This window comes from Pseudomonas sp. NFACC45 (assembly GCF_900113505.1).
Classification (GTDB): domain Bacteria; phylum Pseudomonadota; class Gammaproteobacteria; order Pseudomonadales; family Pseudomonadaceae; genus Aquipseudomonas; species Aquipseudomonas tehranensis.
Map to the genome: position 1 here is coordinate 26302 of NZ_FOPO01000018.1, position 16358 is coordinate 42659.

A 16358-nucleotide genomic window follows, 5' to 3' on the forward strand; every position below is an offset into this window, starting at 1 on the left:
TGTGATTTATCAGATTTATCCGTTTTCGGCGTAGGAGTTGAACCGCTGGTTCAGAGCTGAAGGATCAACGTCTTGAGTGGCGGCTGCTGGTCCAGCGAGGGGAAATCGCTGCCGGGTGTCAGTATTTTCCATTCGCGCACCGGGCGGCCGGCCTTTTCCGCGCAGCGCAGCACTTGCTCGCGCCAGTCGTTCATGGAGACTTTTGCCAGGTTGTTGCAGCAGATCAGCACGCCATTTTCAGCGGTGGTGAGCAGCGCCGGCTTGAGCAGGCTCTGGTAATCGCGCAACAGGTCGACAGTGCCGAACGCGCTCTTGGCCCAGGCGGGCGGGTCGAGCAGCACCAGGTCGTACTGGCGTTGCTCCAGGCGCACATAACCTGGCAGTTTCTGCCCGCGCCGCTGACTGATGGGCAGGCCGGCCAGTTGGCGGATGGCCGGGAAGTAATCCGATTGCACGAAATCCATGGGCGGCAGATCAGGGTTGAGCAGACCGTTCTCGCGCCCCACCGCCAGGTTGCCTTCGGCAAAGTCCAGGTTACACACCTCGCGCGCGCCACCGGCTGCGGCGCTCAGGCCGACGCCGCAGGTGTAGGCGAACAGGTTCAGCACGCTTTTGTTGCGGCTGTGTTCCTTGACCCAGCCACGGGCGTTGCGCAGGTCGAGAAACAGCAACGGATCCTGTCCGGCATGGCGCCCGCGCACGCGGTAGTTCAAGCCCCATTCACGGCCGACAAGGTCTTGCAGGGCGGCTTCGTCAGCTTGGTAAACGGTGTCCTGGCGGTCGACGCGCGAATTGCCCCGGGCGCGATCGTTGTAGACCAGCAGGGTGTCCAGGCCCAGGTACTCGTTGACGATACCGTGCAATTGCAGCAAGGCATCGCGTTCCAGCGACTGATGGAAACTCTGTACCAGCAATTGCGGGCCGTAGCGGTCGACCGTCAGGCCGGGGGCGCCTTCCTGGCTGCCATGGAACAAGCGATAGCAATCGGTGCCTTGCTGGTGCAATTGGCCGAGCAGGTCCTGACGCTGATCGAGGGCGGCGCGCAGCGCCTGATTCAAGGAAGACATGCCGGGCGCGCCTTAAGGAAATGAGGCGCGGGAGTTTAGCAGTTATGGATACTCGGGTTGGGATTGCATACGGATCTGAAGCTGGGCACCGACCTGTGGCGAGGGAGCTTGCTCCCGCTGGGCTGTACTGTAGGCGCTGCCGAAGGCTGCTATCTTTTGATCTTTCACTTGAGATTCAAGTGTAAGAACAAGATCGCAGCCTTCGGCAGCTCCTACAGGTCCAGCTCAAGCAAGCTCCCTCGCCACAGACTCTTGTGTTGCTGGCTCAGCGATTCAGGCGCTTATCGATCAGCCCCTCCACCACGCTCGGATCGGCCAGGGTCGAGGTGTCGCCGAGGCTGTCGAGCTCGTTGCAGGCGATCTTGCGCAGGATGCGCCGCATGATCTTGCCCGAGCGGGTCTTGGGCAGTGCCGGCGCCCACTGGATCAGTTCCGGTTTGGCGAAGCTGCCGATCTCCTTGCTGACGTGGTCCAGTAATTCTTTTTTCAACGCGTCGTTGGCCTCGATTCCATCCATCGGCGTGACGAAGGCGTAGATGCCCTGGCCTTTGAGGTCATGGGGGTAACCGACCACTGCTGCTTCGGCGATGTTGTCGTGCAGCACCAAGGCACTTTCTATTTCGGCAGTGCCGATGCGGTGCCCGGAGACGTTGATCACATCGTCGATGCGCCCGGTGATCCAGTAATCGCCATCTTCGTCTCGACGGGCGCCGTCGCCGGTGAAGTAATAGCCAGGGTAGGGCTTGAAGTAGGTGTCGACCATGCGTTGATGATCGCCATAAACGCTGCGAATCTGCCCCGGCCAGCTCGCCTTGATCGCCAGCACACCGCTGCCGGCACCATTGATTTGCTTGCCGGTTTCATCGAGCAATACCGGTTGTACGCCGAACATGGGGCGGGTGGCGCAGCCCGGCTTGAGCCGCGGCGCACTCACCAGCGGGCTGAGCATGATGCCGCCGGTTTCGGTCTGCCACCAGGTGTCGACAATCGGGCAGCGCTGTTCGCCCACCACGTTGAAGTACCATTCCCACGCCTCCGGGTTGATCGGTTCACCGACGCTGCCGAGCAATCGCAGGCTTTTGCGCGACGTTTCCTGCAGCGGCCCGGTACCTTCGCGCATCAGCGCCCGCAGGGCGGTCGGGGCGGTGTAGAAAATGTTGACTTGATGCTTGTCGATCACCTGCCAGAAACGCGAACTGCTGGGGTAGCTCGGCACGCCTTCGAAGATCAGCGTGGTGGCGCCGTTGGCCAACGGTCCGTAGACGATATAGCTGTGGCCGGTGACCCAGCCGACATCGGCGGTGCACCAGAACACTTCGTTGTCGCGGTAGTCCAGTACGTACTTGAACGTCATCGCCGCTTGCAGCAGATAACCGCCGGTGGTGTGCAGCACACCTTTGGGTTTGCCGGTGCTGCCGGAGGTGTAGAGGATGAACAGCGGGTCCTCGGCATCCATCGGTTCCGGTGGGCAATCGTCGCTCATCTCATGCATGGCCTGGTGGTACCACAGGTCGCGGCCTTCGACCCAGGCCACTTCGCCCTGAGTGCGCTCGACCACCAGCACGGTGCTGACGTTGGGGCAACTTGCCAGGGCTTTATCGACATTGCGCTTGAGCGGTATGAATCGTCCGCCGCGCACGCCTTCGTCGGCCGTGATCACGGTGCGGCAATCGGCGTCGAGAATCCGGTCGCGCAGCGAATCCGGCGAAAAGCCGCCAAACACTACCGAATGCACGGCGCCAATGCGGGTGCAGGCAAGCATGGCGTAGGCCGCCTCCGGGATCATCGGCATGTAGATGCAGACACGGTCGCCTTTCTTCACGCCGCGGCTTTTCAGCACGTTGGCCAGGCGGCAAACATGGTGATGAAGTTTTCTGTAGGTGATTTCTGCCGATTCGGCGGGATTGTCGCCTTCCCAGATGATCGCTGTCTGGTCGCCACGTGTATCCAGATGGCGGTCGATGCAATTGGCGCTGACGTTCAGTTGGCCCCCGGCGAACCAGGTGGCGTCGCCGATCTTGAGGTCATAGCGCTGGACGGTTTGCCAAGGCGTCATCCAGTCGAGAAAGCGCGTGGCCTGCTCGGCCCAGAAAGCGCTGGGGTGTTCGATGGATTCTTTGTAGAGCCGCGTGTACTCGTCCTGACTCAGTTGCGCAGCCCGGCGGACGGCATCGGCTTGGGGGTACTGGCTGATATCGAACATGACGGTTCCTTATTCTTGTTTTTGCGACAAGAGGGGAGCGGCACGACCCTCGTAGGAGCTGCCGAAGGCTGCGATCTTTTCTCTCAATACACTTGAATACCAAGTGGAGGATCAAGATCAAAAGATCGCAGCCTTCGGCAGCTCCTACAGTGCCGTGTACCCCACGGTGTGCGGGTAACCCGAGCCGTAGGAACTGTCCTGAACGAAAAGCGACAGGGCGGGTGAGCCGCCCTGTCAGACTATCACCCGCGATGACGCCCGCGGAAGTAGTTGATCAAACCCTGGGTCGAAGGGTCTTCGGCCGCGCTTTCTTCGCTGCCCACCAGACGGTTGTAGACGCCCTTGCCCAATTCCTTGCCCAGCTCCACGCCCCATTGGTCGAAAGCGTTGATACCCCAGACCACGCTTTGCACGAACACTTTATGTTCATACAGCGCTACCAAGGCGCCAAGGCGACGTGGGCTGATGCGTTCGACCACCAGGGTGTTGCTCGGACGGTTGCCCGGGATCACTTTGTGGGAGGCCAGTTTCTGTACGTCTTCTTCACTCGCGCCTTTGTCACGCAGTTCAGCTTCGGCTTCGGCGCGGGTCTTGCCCAGCATCAGTGCCTGGCTCTGGGACAGGCAGTTGGCGTACAGCCATTGGTGGTGATCGGAAACCGGGTTGAAGCTGACGATCGGCACGATGAAGTCTGCCGGGATCAACTGGGTGCCCTGATGCAGCAACTGGTGGTAGGCGTGCTGACCATTGCAACCGACGCCGCCCCAGATCACAGGCCCTGTGTCGGTAGACACCGGCGTGCCGTCCTGGCGCACGCTCTTGCCGTTGGATTCCATGTCCAGTTGCTGCAAGTGCTTGGTGATGTTGCGCAGGTAGTGGTCGTACGGCAGGATCGCGTGGCTTTGCGCGCCCCAGAAGTTGCCGTACCACACGCCCAGCAGCGCCAGGAGTACCGGCATGTTCTGTTCGAACGGCGCGCTCTGGAAATGCTGGTCCATGGAATAGGCGCCGGAGAGCAATTCCTTGAAGTTCGACATGCCGATGGCCAAGGCGATCGGTAAGCCGATGGCCGACCATAGCGAGTAGCGCCCGCCGACCCAATCCCACATCGGGAAGATGTTTTCTTCGCGGATGCCGAAAGCCACGGCGGCGGCGTTATTGCTCGATACGGCGATGAAGTGGCGGTACAGCTCCGCTTCGGAACCGCCCTGGGCCAGGTACCAGGCACGGGCAGCCTGGGCGTTCTTCAGGGTTTCGAGGGTGTTGAAGGATTTCGACGAGACGATGAACAGCGTGGTCTCGGCGCGCAACTTCATGGTCAGTTCATGGAACTCGCTGCCGTCGATGTTCGCCAGGTAGTGACAGCGCACGCCTTTTTGCGCGTAAGACAGCAGCGCTTCGGAGACCAGTTCCGGGCCGAGGAAAGAGCCACCGATGCCGATGTTCACCACGTCGGTAATCGGTTTCTCGGTGTAGCCGCGCCACAGGCCGTCATGGATGCGGCCCACCAGATCAGTGATCTGGTTCAACACCTTGTGTACGTCGGGCATGACGTCGACGCCGTTCACCAGCAGTTTATCGCCTACCGGCCGGCGCAGCGCGGTGTGCAGGGCCGGGCGGTTCTCGGAGGCATTGACGATTTCGCCTTCGAACAACGCCTTGATCGCGCCCTTGAGGTCGACTTCATTGGCCAGGCACACTAGCAGGTCACGGGTCTGGGCGTTGATCAGGTTCTTTGAGTAGTCGAGAAACAGGCCGCAGCTCGACAGGGTGAATTGATTGAAACGCTGCGGATCGGCATGGAACGCTTCGCGCATGCTGAAATCCTGCATGGCTTTGCGGTGGTCATTCAGCGCTTGCCAGGCAGGCAGAGCGGTCACGTCGTGAGGGGTTCGGTAGTACGCCATCGCTGCGGGTTTCCTTTTTACTTGAACGACCTTTTGTACACTAAAAATTCCGGCATGGCCTCAGGTGGGCGGCCGGACAACTGCGTCGACACGATCTATGGACACAGGGCGACTACAGTAAACCTCGCGTCGCGATCTGTCTTGGCTTTGTCAGACCGTTGCCCGGTACTTTTTTATACAACAGGGGCGGGATTGGTCCAACAGACGGAAGTGCGGCGAGGCTAGTCGAAGAGGTGCTTTCGCTGTGGGAGCGGGCTTGCTCGCGAAGGCGGAGTGTCAGTCTCATCAATATTGAATGTACCGACGCTTTCGCGAGCAAGCCCGCTCCCACAGGGGTTTATCAGATTGATCAGGCGAGCTGCACCGGGATGGCATTGCTGGTATGGCTCAATTCGTTGCCTGGAGCCATGTACAACATGCGGGGCTTGAAGTTGACCAGTTCGGCTTCGCTGTAATGGGCGTAGGCGCAGATGATCACCCGATCACCCACCTTGGCCTTGTGCGCCGCAGCGCCGTTGACCGAAATCATTCGCGAGCCTTCTTCGCCACGGATCGCGTAGGTGGTGAAGCGTTCACCGTTGTCGACGTTGTAGATCTGGATCTGTTCGTATTCGCCAATACCCGACAGGTCCAGCCACTCACCATCAATGGCGCAGGAGCCTTCATAGTCGAGCACGGCGTGAGTGACTTCGGCGCGGTGCAGCTTGGCCTTGAGCATGATGGCGTGCATGAATGTTTCCTCTGGTCGGGTCCGAACGGCGGGCAGTTTGCCCGAAGGCTACTGAAGCGGCAATAACACTGCAGTACCCTTGTGGGAGCGGGCTTGCTCGCGAAGGCGTCGGCACATTCAACATCGATGTGACAGATACACCGCTTTCGCGAGCAAGCCCGTTCCCACAGGGTTTTGTGGTATTCAGGCGGGCGTGTCGAGGTCCAGGTGCAGGTTATCGATCAACCGGGTGGTGCCCAGGAAAGCGGCAACCAGAATCACCAGGTCACGATCCTCTGCCGTGGCCGGACGCAAGGTACGGGCGTGGCGGATTTCCAGATAATCAGGACGCAGGCCGGCAGTTTTCAGTTGCGTGATCTGCTCGGCCACCAGCGCCGGGAAATCCCGGCGGCCCAACCTGATCGCCTCGGCAATCTGGCTCAGGCTGCGATAGACCACGGGTGCCACCGCGCGTTGTTCCGGGCTGAGGAAGCCGTTGCGCGACGACAGCGCCAGGCCGTCTTCGGCGCGAACGGTGGGCTCGCCGATGATCTGGATCGGCATGTTCAGGTCATGGACCAGCGCGCGGATCACCGCCAGTTGCTGGAAGTCCTTCTGGCCAAACACCGCAAGGTCGGGCTGGACCATGTTGAACAGCTTGCTGACCACCGTCGCCACGCCCTCGAAATGCCCCGGACGGCTGGCGCCGCACAGGCCTTCGGACACTTGCGGGACGCTGACCCGGGTCTGCCCGGCCATGCCGTCGGGGTACATTTCTTCGACGGTTGGCGCGAACAGCAGATGGCAGCCGGCCTGGAGCAGCTTTTCCTGATCGGCGGCGAGGGTGCGCGGGTATTTGTCCAGGTCTTCGCCGGCACCGAACTGCAGCGGGTTGACGAAAATGCTTGCCACCACGAAGTCGGCCCGCTGCGCCGCTTTGGTGACCAGCGCCATATGGCCGCTGTGCAGGTTGCCCATGGTCGGCACGAAAGCGATGCGTTTGCCTTCGCTGCGGGCGCGGGCCACGGCAGCCCGCAGTTCGCGTACGGTTTTGACGGTGTTCATGCAGAAAATCCGTGCTCGACGCCAGGGAAAGTCGCCGCCTTGACTTCGGCAACATAGGCGCCCAGGGCGGCCTGAATGGTCGTTTTCCCGGTCATGAAGTTCTTCACGAACTTGGGTACGCGACCGGTGATCGACAAGCCGAGCATGTCGTGCAGCACCAGTACCTGGCCGTCGGTGGCGCTGCCGGCGCCGATGCCGATGACCGGGATCTTCACCGCCTGGGTGATTTCCTCCGCCAGTTCGCTGGGCACGCATTCGAGCAGCAACATCGCGGCACCCGCCTGCTCCAGCGCGATCGCATCGGCGCGCATCTGACGGGCCTGGTTTTCATTGCGGCCCTGAACCTTGTAGCCACCGAGGATGTTCACCGCCTGGGGCGTCAAGCCCAGGTGTGCGCACACCGGGATGCCGCGTTCGGCCAGCAGGCGAATGGAATCGGCCAGCCACAACGCGCCTTCTATTTTCACCATGTGGGCGCCGGCCTGCATCAGCATGGCGCTGTTGGTCATGGTTTGTTCGAGGGTGGCGTAGGCCATGAATGGCAGGTCGGCAAGGATCAGCGCATCGGTGTTACCGCGTTTGACGGCGGCCACATGGTAGGCCATCTCGGAGGTGGTCACCGGCAGTGTGCTGTCGTGACCTTGCAGCACCATGCCGAGGGAATCGCCCACCAGCAGCACTTCGACACCGGCCTCATTGCAGGCGTGGGCGAAGGTTGCGTCATAGCAGGTCAGCATGGTGATTTTTTCACCTTTTTGCTTGAGACCTTGCAGCGTGGTCAGGGTAATAGCTGGCATGAAAAAGTCCTCATTAGGCGCTCGTGATCTACTGCGAGTAACGCGCATGATGGGTCATTTATACAGGCGCACCTTCTATGCGTGGTGCTTGTAAGGCCTGGATTGCGCCCTTTAGCGCCGCGTTGGCGGCAACGGGACGCCTATAGTCGTGAGGAGTACCCGGGAAGTCAATTGGATGTGTTACCGCCGGGTGTTACCGGGGTTACTGATGCGTTTCAGCGTGGGGGAGAGTCTCGAAAGTGACTGTAGGGTCCGAGTCTTGTGGGAGCGAGCCTGCTCGCGATTGCGGTGTGTCAGTCGACATTTGCATTGGCTGAATCACCGCTATCGCGAGCAGGCTCGCTCCCACAGGCTATCTACGTCAGTGGGAGGGCAAGCGTTCCAGGCCGACAAACGGGCACGCTGCGAGCAAATCCTTGAGCAGACGCCCGTCGGCCAGGCGCAGGTCGGTGGGTGCCAGTTCTGCGAGGGGATAGAGGACGAAGGCCCGGGCGTGCATGTGGTAGTGAGGGACTTTCAGGCGGGGTTCGTCGATCAGGCGATCGCCGAACAGGAGGATGTCCAGGTCCAGGGTGCGCGGACCCCAGCGTTCCAGACGTTCGCGACCTTGCCCGGTTTCGATGGCTTGCAGCGCATCGAGCAGGTCCAGCGGCGCCAGGCGACTGTCCAGCGCCGCGACCGCATTGGTGTAGCGTGGCTGGCCGGGCAGCAGGGAGTCGCTCTGGTAGAACGCTGACACGCCCGTCAGGTGTGTATCGGGCAGTTGCGCCAGCGCCTGGATAGCGCTGCGCAATTGTTCGGCGGGCTCGGCGAGGTTGCTGCCCATGCCGATATAGATGTGTTCCATCGACTACTCGTCCGAAGCGCTCGGGACACCGGCACGTTTGCGCTTGGCGCCGCTGCTGCGACGACGCTTGCGCGGGCCGCTGGCGCCATCGTCCTTGCCGCTGAGCTCGCGGATCATGTCGCGGCGCTCGCTGTCGTTGGCGTCCTGGTAGTCGGTCCACCATTCACCGAGGCCATCGGTTTGTTCGCCGGCGCTTTCACGCAGCAGCAGGAAGTCGTAGCCAGCCCGGAAACGCGGATTGTCCAGCAGCAGGTCGGCACGTTTGCCGCTGCGCCGTGGCAGGCGTTCCTGCATGTCCCAGATTTCGCGGATCGGCATCGTGAAGCGTTTCGGAATCGCGATGCGCTGGCACTGTTCGCTGATCAGCTCGTGGGCGGCTTCCTGCATGGCGGGGATCGGCGGCATGCCGCGCTCCTGCAGGCGCAGCACCCGGGCCGGGAGAGCAGGCCAGAGCAGTGCGGCAAACAGGAAGGCCGGGGTCACCGGTTTGTTCTGCTTGATGCGCAGATCGGTGTTGATCAACGCTTCGCTGATCAGGGTGTGGGTGTAGGTCGGGTTGTACTCCAGCGCTTCGGCGCTGGCCGGGAACAGCGGGTCGAACAGTTGCAGGTCCACCAGCATTTCAAAGGTGTCCGCCGCGTTGCCCGACAGGAACAGCTTGAGCACTTCCTCGAACAGGCGCGCCGACGGGATCTCCCGCAGCATCGGTGCCAGTTCGCGAATCGGCGTGGCGCTGTGTTTTTCGATGCCGAAATCCAGCTTGGCGGCGAAACGCACGGCTCGCAGCATGCGCACCGGGTCTTCCTGGTAACGCTGTTTGGGGTCGCCGATCAGGCGGATCAGGCGGTTACGGATGTCGTGTACGCCATTGGCGTAGTCTAGGATGCGTTCGCTGACCGGGTCGTAATACAGGGCGTTGATGGTGAAGTCGCGGCGCTGCGCGTCTTCTTCCAGCGTGCCGTAGACGTTATCGCGCAGGATGCGCCCGCTCTCGTTGCGTGAAGACTGGTTGCTGTCTTCTTCTTCATCGCTTTGCGGGTGGTTGGCGCGGAATGTTGCCACTTCGATGATTTCGCGGCCGAAGTGGATGTGGACCAGCTTGAAGCGCCGGCCAATGATCCGAGCGTTGCGAAACTCGGCGCGGATCTGTTCCGGCGTGGCGCTGGTGGCGACGTCGAAATCCTTGGGTGTGATGTTGAGCAGCATGTCACGCACACACCCGCCCACCAGATAAGCCTGGTAACCGGCGTTCTGCAGGCGTTCGACGATGTTCACCGCGTAACGGCTGAACTGGGCCTTTTGCAACGAGTGCTGGCCACTGTTGAGCACTTCAGGCGTGCTGCGAATGTGTTGCGTACGACGCAAGGGAGAACGGAATGACTGGAACAGCTTCTTCAGCATGGGATGCACTGTTTGAAGGAATATTCGGCCAAAAACGAAGAGTGACCGCATGATGGGCGGGGATTCTAGCATTTAGTCGAGGGATGGTGTAGGACGGAGCAGTTTTGAGCTGCAAGCTTGAGCGACAAGCCTTGTAGGCTTCAAGGAAGGGGAATGCCGGAAACCACAGGGGGAGCCGAAGCTCCCCCAGAATTAGTTGCGTGCTCTGTTTTTATTATTGATTTCGGGCTTCTTGTTTTTGTTGAGTGCCCGCGCCACGAGGTTTTCCCTGCGTGACCCTCCCATTCGGGAGTCAAGAGCAAACGGATTGCTTTGGTCGCTGTGTTGCAGTGATCAATCGATCCAACCAGTTCAGGCACCTGTCTTGAGACAGTTTTTATTGTTCTCGGCCTGGTTGTGGGGCGAGCCCCAAATACAACGCCTCTCCAAAAGAATCAGTTAGCTGCGCCTCTCGCCGTCTTGTTTTTATTGTGCGTGAGTCGATTCGTCTTATTTTTATTGTCGTTTATACGGCTTGTTATTGTTCTTGTACCAAAGCTATAGCAGGGTGCGTGCCAACTTTTGCGAAGCCCAGCAAAACCGGGGGAATGGTGGGGTTGCTGGTTTTTTCGGGGCGAAAAAAAGCCGGGGTTTCGTTACCGTAAACCCCGGCTTCTGTTACGTGAAAAAGCTGAGGTAACAGTTTTTTCACATTGGGCGGTGTTACCCGCGCACCTCAGCTTTCGCTGGCGACCCCGGTCTTGCGGCGTGGGATACCCAGACGCTGGCGGCGTTCCCACAGGCATTTGCGGCTAACCCCCAGCTTGCGCGCCAGTTCGGTCTCAGTCATGTGGTCCTGGTGTTCGAGGACAAAATGCTGGAAGTAATCTTCCAGGGACAAGTCTTCGGTAGGCTCGTGACTGGAGTTGTTGGCGCCACCCTGTTGCGGGGCCAGGCCGATGAACTCGTCATCGTCCAGGTCACTGAGCTCGATGTCGATGCCCAGCAGGTCGGCCGAGATCTCCGGGCTCTCGCACAGGATCACTGCTCGCTCTACCGCGTTTTCCAGCTCTCGAACGTTACCCGGCCAGGCGTAGTGACGAATGGCCTGTTCAGCGTCCGGGGCGAACTTGAGATCGGTGCGGTTGACCCGCGCGCTCTGGCGGGCAAGGAAAGCATTGGCGATTTCGTTGACGTCAGCGCCACGCTCGCGCAGGGCCGGCAACTTCAAGGCGATGACGTGCAAACGGTAATACAGGTCTTCACGGAACTGGCCGATCTTCGCCAGGCTCTTGAGATCGCGGTGCGTGGCCGCGATCAGGCGCACGTCGACTTTCTGCGACTGCACCGACCCGACCCGCCGGATCTCGCCTTCCTGAAGCACCCGCAGCAAACGTGCCTGGGCTTCAAGGGGCAGTTCACCGATTTCATCGAGGAACAGCGTCCCGCCGTCCGCCGCTTCCACCAGCCCGGCGCGCCCGGCGCTGGCACCGGTGAACGCGCCCTTTTCGTGACCGAAAAGTTCGGACTCGATCAGGCTTTCCGGAATCGCCGCGCAGTTCACCGAAATCATCGGGGCCTTGGCCCGTCGGGACAGGTTATGCAGCGCTCGGGCGACCAGTTCCTTGCCGGTGCCGGATTCGCCCTGGACCAGGACATTGGAGTCGGTGGGCGCCACTTTGCGGATCTTGCTGTACAAGTCCTGCATGGGCGGGCAGGAGCCGATGATGCCGATTTCGCCGTTATGGTTGCCGGCACCACCTTTGGCGGAGGCTGTCGCCTTGCTCGCGGGTTCCGGCGCATGGCTGGCCGCCGTCTGTCGATCGCGCAGGATGCGGGCCACGGCCTGGAGCATCTCGTCGTGGTCAAACGGCTTGGCGATGTAGTCCACTGCGCCCATTTTCATGGAGTCTACCGCCGAGCGCAGGCTGGCGTAACTGGTCATGATCAGCACCGGCGTGCCCTGGCCGAGCTTGATCAGTTCGGTGCCGGGGGCGCCTGGCAAGCGCAGGTCGCTGACGATCAGGTCAAACGTTGGGATGCTGAAACGTTCTTGTGCTTCCTGCACTGAACCGGCTTCGCTGACCTGGTACTGATTGCGTTCCAGCAGGCGGCGCAAGGCGGAGCGGATAATTGTTTCGTCTTCGACGATCAAAATGTGCGGCATTGATTCGATTCTCTCGACGGTCTCAGTTCACAGCGGACGTCGCTTCGACATGACGCGGCAAGGTCACCCGTATACGGGTGCCGCGTTGGCTTTGTACATCGGCCGGGCTGTCGATGGTGATTTGTCCATAATGCTCTTCAACGATGGAATAGACCAGTGCAAGGCCCAGACCGGTGCCTTCGCCCGGGTCCTTGGTGGTGAAGAAAGGTTCGAACAATCGGTCCATGATGTTCTGTGGGATACCGCTGCCTTCGTCTTCGACGATCAGGTCGATCGTGTGCTCGCTGGCTTCGCTCTTGACCCGCACCGCGCTGCCCGCAGGTGAGGCGTCGCGGGCGTTGGACAGCAGGTTGATCAGTACCTGGGCGAGCCGCTGGGGGTCGCCGTCGACCCAATGGTCCGGGTCACACAGGTTGAAGAATTGCACCTCGAAATTGCGCCGGTTAAGGGCCAGCAGACCAATGGCGTCCTGGGCCACTTCGGCCAGACAGACGGGCTCATCGTTGTGCTGGTGGCCGCCGGCATGGGCGAAGCTCATCAGCGACTGGACGATACGCGACACACGCTTGGTCTGTTCGAGGATCTGACCGCTGATTTCCGTCAGTTCGCCGTCGTCCTCGCGCTCTTCGCGCAGGTTTTGCGCCAGGCAGGCGATGCCGGTGATCGGGTTGCCGATTTCGTGGGCGACCCCGGCGGCCAGCCGACCGATGCTTGCCAGCCGTTCGGAGTGGACCAGCTTGTCTTCGAGCATCTGAGTATCGGTGAGGTCTTCCACCAGCAACACCAGGCCACTGTTACCCGGCGCCAGCGGCTCGTCGATCGCCGCCTTGTGCAGGTTCAACCAGCGCGTCTGGCCGTCAAGGGCCAGGTGCTGCTTATGCAAATGCTCATCCGGCAGGTCGATGAAGCCTTGAAGCAGGCCTTTCCACGGCTCACTCAAGGTACTCAGGCGCGAACCGACCACACGCTGGGCGGCGATTCCGGTCAGTTCTTCCATGGCCTTGTTCCACATCAGGATTTCCTGGTCCTTGGCCAGGGAGCACACGCCCATCGGCAGTTCCTGCAGCGTCTGGCGGTGGTAGCGGCGCAAGGCGTCGAGTTCGGCGGCCAGGCCGGTGAGGCGCGAGTGGTAGTCTTCCAGACGGCTCTCGATGAAGTGGATGTCTTCAGTGACATAGTTCTCGCCGCCGGCCTTGTAGGGCAGGAACGTCTCGACCATGTCCTGGGCCACGCTGGGGCCCATCAGGCCGGACAGGTTGGCTTCGATCCGGTCCCGCAGGCGACGCAAGGCATACGGACGGCGTTCATCGAAGGGCAGGTAGAGGTCGCGCAGCGCCTGCTCGACTTCTTTTTGCGCGGCCTTGGCGCCCAGGGGCTTGGCCAGTTGCGTGGCGAACTCCTGGGGCGAGGCGGCGTGCAGTTCCCGACGCTGGGGGCGGCGGACATTGTCCACCGCGCAGGCTTCGGCGGCGCTGGCCTCTTCGCTGCTGGCGTTGGTGAACAGTGAAATCAGGGTGAACATCAGCACGTTCGCCGCCAGCGAGGCGATGGCCGCCATGTGCCAACTGGTGTCGTCGAGCACGTAGATCATGTTCAGCAATGGGATATAGAAGCCCTGCATGTTGCCCAGCAGTGGCAACAGCATGGCGACCAGCCACACCAGAATCCCCGCGAGCAGACCGGCGATAAAGCCACGGCGGTTGGCAGTTGGCCAATACAGCACCGACAGTACGCCGGGAAGAAACTGCAAGGTGGCGACGAACGCGACAATGCCGAGGTTGGCCAGGTCCTGTCCGTCTCCCAGCATCAGGTAAAAGCCGTAGCCGGCCATGATGATGGCGACGATCAGTGCCCGGCGGGTCCATTTCAGCCAGCGGTAGATATTGCCCTCGGCCGGCGGCTGGTAGAGCGGCAGCACCAGATGGTTGAGGGCCATGCCCGACAGTGCCAGCGTGGTGACGATAATCAGGCCACTGGCCGCCGACAGGCCACCGATGTAGGCCAGCAATGCCAGGGCCTTGCTGTTGGCGGCGATGCCGATGCCGAGGGTGAAATACTCAGGGTTGGTGCTGGCGCCCAGCTTCAGTCCGGCCCAAAGGATCAGTGGCACCGCCAGGCTCATCAGCAGCAGGAAGAGCGGCAGCCCCCAACTCGCGCTCACCAGCGAGCGCGGGTTGAGGTTTTCGGTAAAGGTCATGTGGTACATGTGCGGCATGACGATCGCTGAGGCGAAGAACACCAGCAACAGCGTGCGCCACGGGCCTTCCTGCAGAGGTGTGTGCAGGGCGGCGAGGGCGGTCTGGTTCTGCAGCAGCCACAGCTCCAGTTGTTGCGGGCCATCGAAGACGCCGTACAGGGCATAGAGGCCGACGCCGCCGATGGCGATCAGTTTGATCACCGATTCGAAGGCGATGGCGAACACCAGGCCTTCGTGTTTCTCCCGGGTGGCGATATGGCGGGAACCGAAGAAAATCGTGAAGAGAATGATCAGCGCGCAGAAACTCAGTGCGACCCGGTGCTGCACCGGTTCGCGGGTGAGGATGCTGATGGAGTCGGCCACCGCCTGGATCTGCAGGGCCAGCAACGGCAGTACGCCCACCAGCATGAAAATCGTGGTCAGCGCGCCGGCCCAGGTGCTGCGAAAGCGAAAGGCGAACAGGTCGGCCAGGGATGATAGCTGGTAGGTGCGGGTGATTTTCAGGATCGGGTAGAGCAACACCGGCGCCAGCAGGAATGCCCCCGATACACCCAGGTAACTGGACAGAAAACCGTAGCCGTACTGATAGGCCAGTCCGACCGTGCCATAGAACGCCCATGCGCTGGCGTAGACGCCCAGCGACAGGGTGTAAGTCAACGGGTGGCGGATGATCGCCCGGGGGATCATGCCCCGTTCGCTGATCCAGGCGACGCCGAACAGCACTGCCAGGTAGGCGGCGCTGATCAGGATCATCTGGGTCAGGCTAAAGCTCATCGGCATCTTTTTGGCTCTGCAGGATGAAGGTCACGACGATCAGGATCAGCCAAAGCAGATAGGGCCGATACCAGGCACCCGTGGCGTCTATCCACCAATCCATGATGGCCGGGGAGAACAGATAAATCCCCACTACCAGGAGCAGGACCAAGCGATAGATGTACATCCCGGCCTCTCTTTTTTAAACGCGTGCCCGAAAACGTGCGGCGATGGTAACGGATGGCGGCCAAGCTGCAAGCGCCGTCAACGTATTTGCGCCTCTGGCAGGGTCAACGTGCGCGGGATCTTCCCGGCATCCCAATGGCGAATGCCCCAGTCCAGCAGGTCCCGGGGGCTGGCGTCGACCTGTTCGGGGCCCGGCTGTTGGCCCAGCGCGCGCAGTGCCCGCAACAACATTGGCGTGGCCTGATCGGCCGCCAGCGGTGGCGAACGATAGGACTTGCCGAGTTTATGCCCGTCCGGCTGGGTGATCAGCGGCACATGCAGGTAGCGCGGTTGTGGCAAGCCAAGCAGCTCTTGCAGGTACAGCTGACGTGGCGTGGAGTCCAGCAGGTCGGCGCCGCGCACGATATCGGTGACCCCCTGCCAGGCGTCGTCCAGCACCACCGCCAGTTGATAAGCATAGAGTCCGTCGCGACGGCGAATCACGAAATCGCCGACTTCACGGCCCAGGTGTTGACGGAACTGGCCTTGTACGCGGTCGCTGAAGTGATACGCCAGCTCAGGAACGCGCAGGCGGATGGCCGCGTCTTTGATGTCGTGTCCGGCGTTGCGGCACAGGCCTGGATAAATGCCCTGGTACGGCTCCAGTTGTTTGCGCGAGCAGGTGCAGGCATAGGCCAGACCCTGGCTGAGCAGGCGATTGATGACCTGGTCGTAGGCCTCATGGCGTTCACTCTGGCGGACCATCTCGCCGTCCCATTCAAACCCGTAGCTTTGCAGCGCCTGCAAAATGGCCGCTTGTGCGCCAGGCTCTTCCCGTGGTGGGTCAAGGTCCTCCATGCGCAGCAACCAGCGCCCGCCGGCGGCCCGGGCATCCAGATAGGACGCCAGCGCGGCGACCAGCGAGCCGAAGTGCAGATGGCCACTGGGCGTGGGGGCGAAGCGGCCGATGTAGGGGGCAGTGGCGGTCATAAGGCGAATGGTACTGGGTCCGGGCTATTGGAATACATATCCTGCTGACGAAGCCACCCCTCTGTGGGAGCGAGCCTGCTCGCGATAGCGTCTTATCAGTGGGCATTGATG

12 protein-coding genes are annotated in these 16358 nt (G+C 61.3%); all 12 read right to left on the minus strand.

Annotated features, from left to right (window positions below; genetic code table 11):
• Positions 1-50: 50 nt before the first annotated feature.
• The gene (locus BM132_RS26645) at positions 51-1067 is read right to left on the minus strand and encodes a class I SAM-dependent rRNA methyltransferase (protein WP_092459845.1); all 1017 of its coding nucleotides are present in this window, start codon (positions 1065-1067) and stop codon (positions 51-53) included.
• Positions 1068-1332: 265 nt separating this feature from the next.
• Entirely contained in the window at positions 1333-3270 is a 1938-nt protein-coding gene (acs, locus tag BM132_RS26650; RefSeq protein ID WP_092459846.1) for an acetate--CoA ligase, read from the minus strand.
• Between the two features lie 242 nt (positions 3271-3512).
• Positions 3513-5177, minus strand: a complete 1665-nt coding sequence (gene pgi, locus BM132_RS26655) for a glucose-6-phosphate isomerase (RefSeq protein WP_092403017.1) — start codon at positions 5175-5177, stop codon at positions 3513-3515.
• 349 nt (positions 5178-5526) lie between these two features.
• On the minus strand, positions 5527-5907 hold the full coding sequence (gene panD / locus BM132_RS26660; RefSeq protein WP_092403019.1) for an aspartate 1-decarboxylase: 381 nt from the start codon (positions 5905-5907) through the stop codon (positions 5527-5529).
• 183 nt (positions 5908-6090) lie between these two features.
• On the minus strand, positions 6091-6951 hold the full coding sequence (gene panC / locus BM132_RS26665) for a pantoate--beta-alanine ligase (protein ID WP_092459848.1): 861 nt from the start codon (positions 6949-6951) through the stop codon (positions 6091-6093).
• Positions 6948-7748, minus strand: coding sequence for a 3-methyl-2-oxobutanoate hydroxymethyltransferase (gene panB, locus BM132_RS26670; RefSeq protein ID WP_092459850.1), 801 nt, complete (start codon positions 7746-7748; stop codon positions 6948-6950). Before panB ends, panC begins: the two co-directional genes overlap by 4 nt.
• Before the next feature lie 361 nt (positions 7749-8109).
• A complete protein-coding gene (gene folK, locus BM132_RS26675) occupies positions 8110-8595 on the minus strand; it encodes a 2-amino-4-hydroxy-6-hydroxymethyldihydropteridine diphosphokinase (protein WP_092459852.1) in 486 nt (161 codons plus the stop codon).
• A gap of 3 nt (positions 8596-8598) precedes the next feature.
• Complete coding sequence (locus tag BM132_RS26680) at positions 8599-9996, minus strand: polynucleotide adenylyltransferase PcnB (protein ID WP_177193395.1); 1398 nt, start codon at positions 9994-9996, stop codon at positions 8599-8601.
• 715 nt (positions 9997-10711) lie between these two features.
• Positions 10712-12142 (minus strand): sigma-54-dependent transcriptional regulator, encoded by a 1431-nt coding sequence (locus BM132_RS26690; RefSeq protein ID WP_047229846.1) that lies wholly within the window; start codon positions 12140-12142, stop codon positions 10712-10714.
• A 22-nt stretch (positions 12143-12164) separates the two neighbouring features.
• Positions 12165-15119 carry a sensor histidine kinase gene (locus tag BM132_RS26695; RefSeq protein ID WP_160893587.1) on the minus strand — a complete coding sequence of 985 codons (2955 nt, stop codon included), beginning with the start codon at positions 15117-15119 and terminating at the stop codon, positions 12165-12167.
• Positions 15103-15279: a hypothetical protein gene (locus BM132_RS26700; RefSeq protein WP_003176118.1), complete on the minus strand. Its 177-nt coding sequence runs from the start codon at positions 15277-15279 to the stop codon at positions 15103-15105. Before BM132_RS26700 ends, BM132_RS26695 begins: the two co-directional genes overlap by 17 nt.
• Before the next feature lie 77 nt (positions 15280-15356).
• Positions 15357-16247, minus strand: a complete 891-nt coding sequence (gene gluQRS, locus BM132_RS26705; protein WP_092459854.1) for a tRNA glutamyl-Q(34) synthetase GluQRS — start codon at positions 16245-16247, stop codon at positions 15357-15359.
• Positions 16248-16358: the final 111 nt, after the last annotated feature.

Excerpts from the sequence above, each read along its gene's own strand:
- pgi (WP_092403017.1), bottom strand. The coding sequence starts at position 5,177 with ATGGCGTACTACCGAACCCCTCACGACGTGACCGCTCTGCCTGCCTGG.
- gluQRS (WP_092459854.1), bottom strand. The coding sequence starts at position 16,247 with ATGACCGCCACTGCCCCCTACATCGGCCGCTTCGCCCCCACGCCCAGT.
- folK (WP_092459852.1), bottom strand. The coding sequence starts at position 8,595 with ATGGAACACATCTATATCGGCATGGGCAGCAACCTCGCCGAGCCCGCC.
- panC (WP_092459848.1), bottom strand. The coding sequence starts at position 6,951 with ATGAACACCGTCAAAACCGTACGCGAACTGCGGGCTGCCGTGGCCCGC.
- BM132_RS26695 (WP_160893587.1), bottom strand. The coding sequence starts at position 15,119 with ATGCCGATGAGCTTTAGCCTGACCCAGATGATCCTGATCAGCGCCGCC.
- acs (WP_092459846.1), bottom strand. The coding sequence starts at position 3,270 with ATGTTCGATATCAGCCAGTACCCCCAAGCCGATGCCGTCCGCCGGGCT.
- BM132_RS26700 (WP_003176118.1), bottom strand. The coding sequence starts at position 15,279 with ATGTACATCTATCGCTTGGTCCTGCTCCTGGTAGTGGGGATTTATCTG.
- panB (WP_092459850.1), bottom strand. The coding sequence starts at position 7,748 with ATGCCAGCTATTACCCTGACCACGCTGCAAGGTCTCAAGCAAAAAGGT.
- panD (WP_092403019.1), bottom strand. The coding sequence starts at position 5,907 with ATGCACGCCATCATGCTCAAGGCCAAGCTGCACCGCGCCGAAGTCACT.
- BM132_RS26690 (WP_047229846.1), bottom strand. The coding sequence starts at position 12,142 with ATGCCGCACATTTTGATCGTCGAAGACGAAACAATTATCCGCTCCGCC.
- BM132_RS26680 (WP_177193395.1), bottom strand. The coding sequence starts at position 9,996 with ATGCTGAAGAAGCTGTTCCAGTCATTCCGTTCTCCCTTGCGTCGTACG.
- BM132_RS26645 (WP_092459845.1), bottom strand. The coding sequence starts at position 1,067 with ATGTCTTCCTTGAATCAGGCGCTGCGCGCCGCCCTCGATCAGCGTCAG.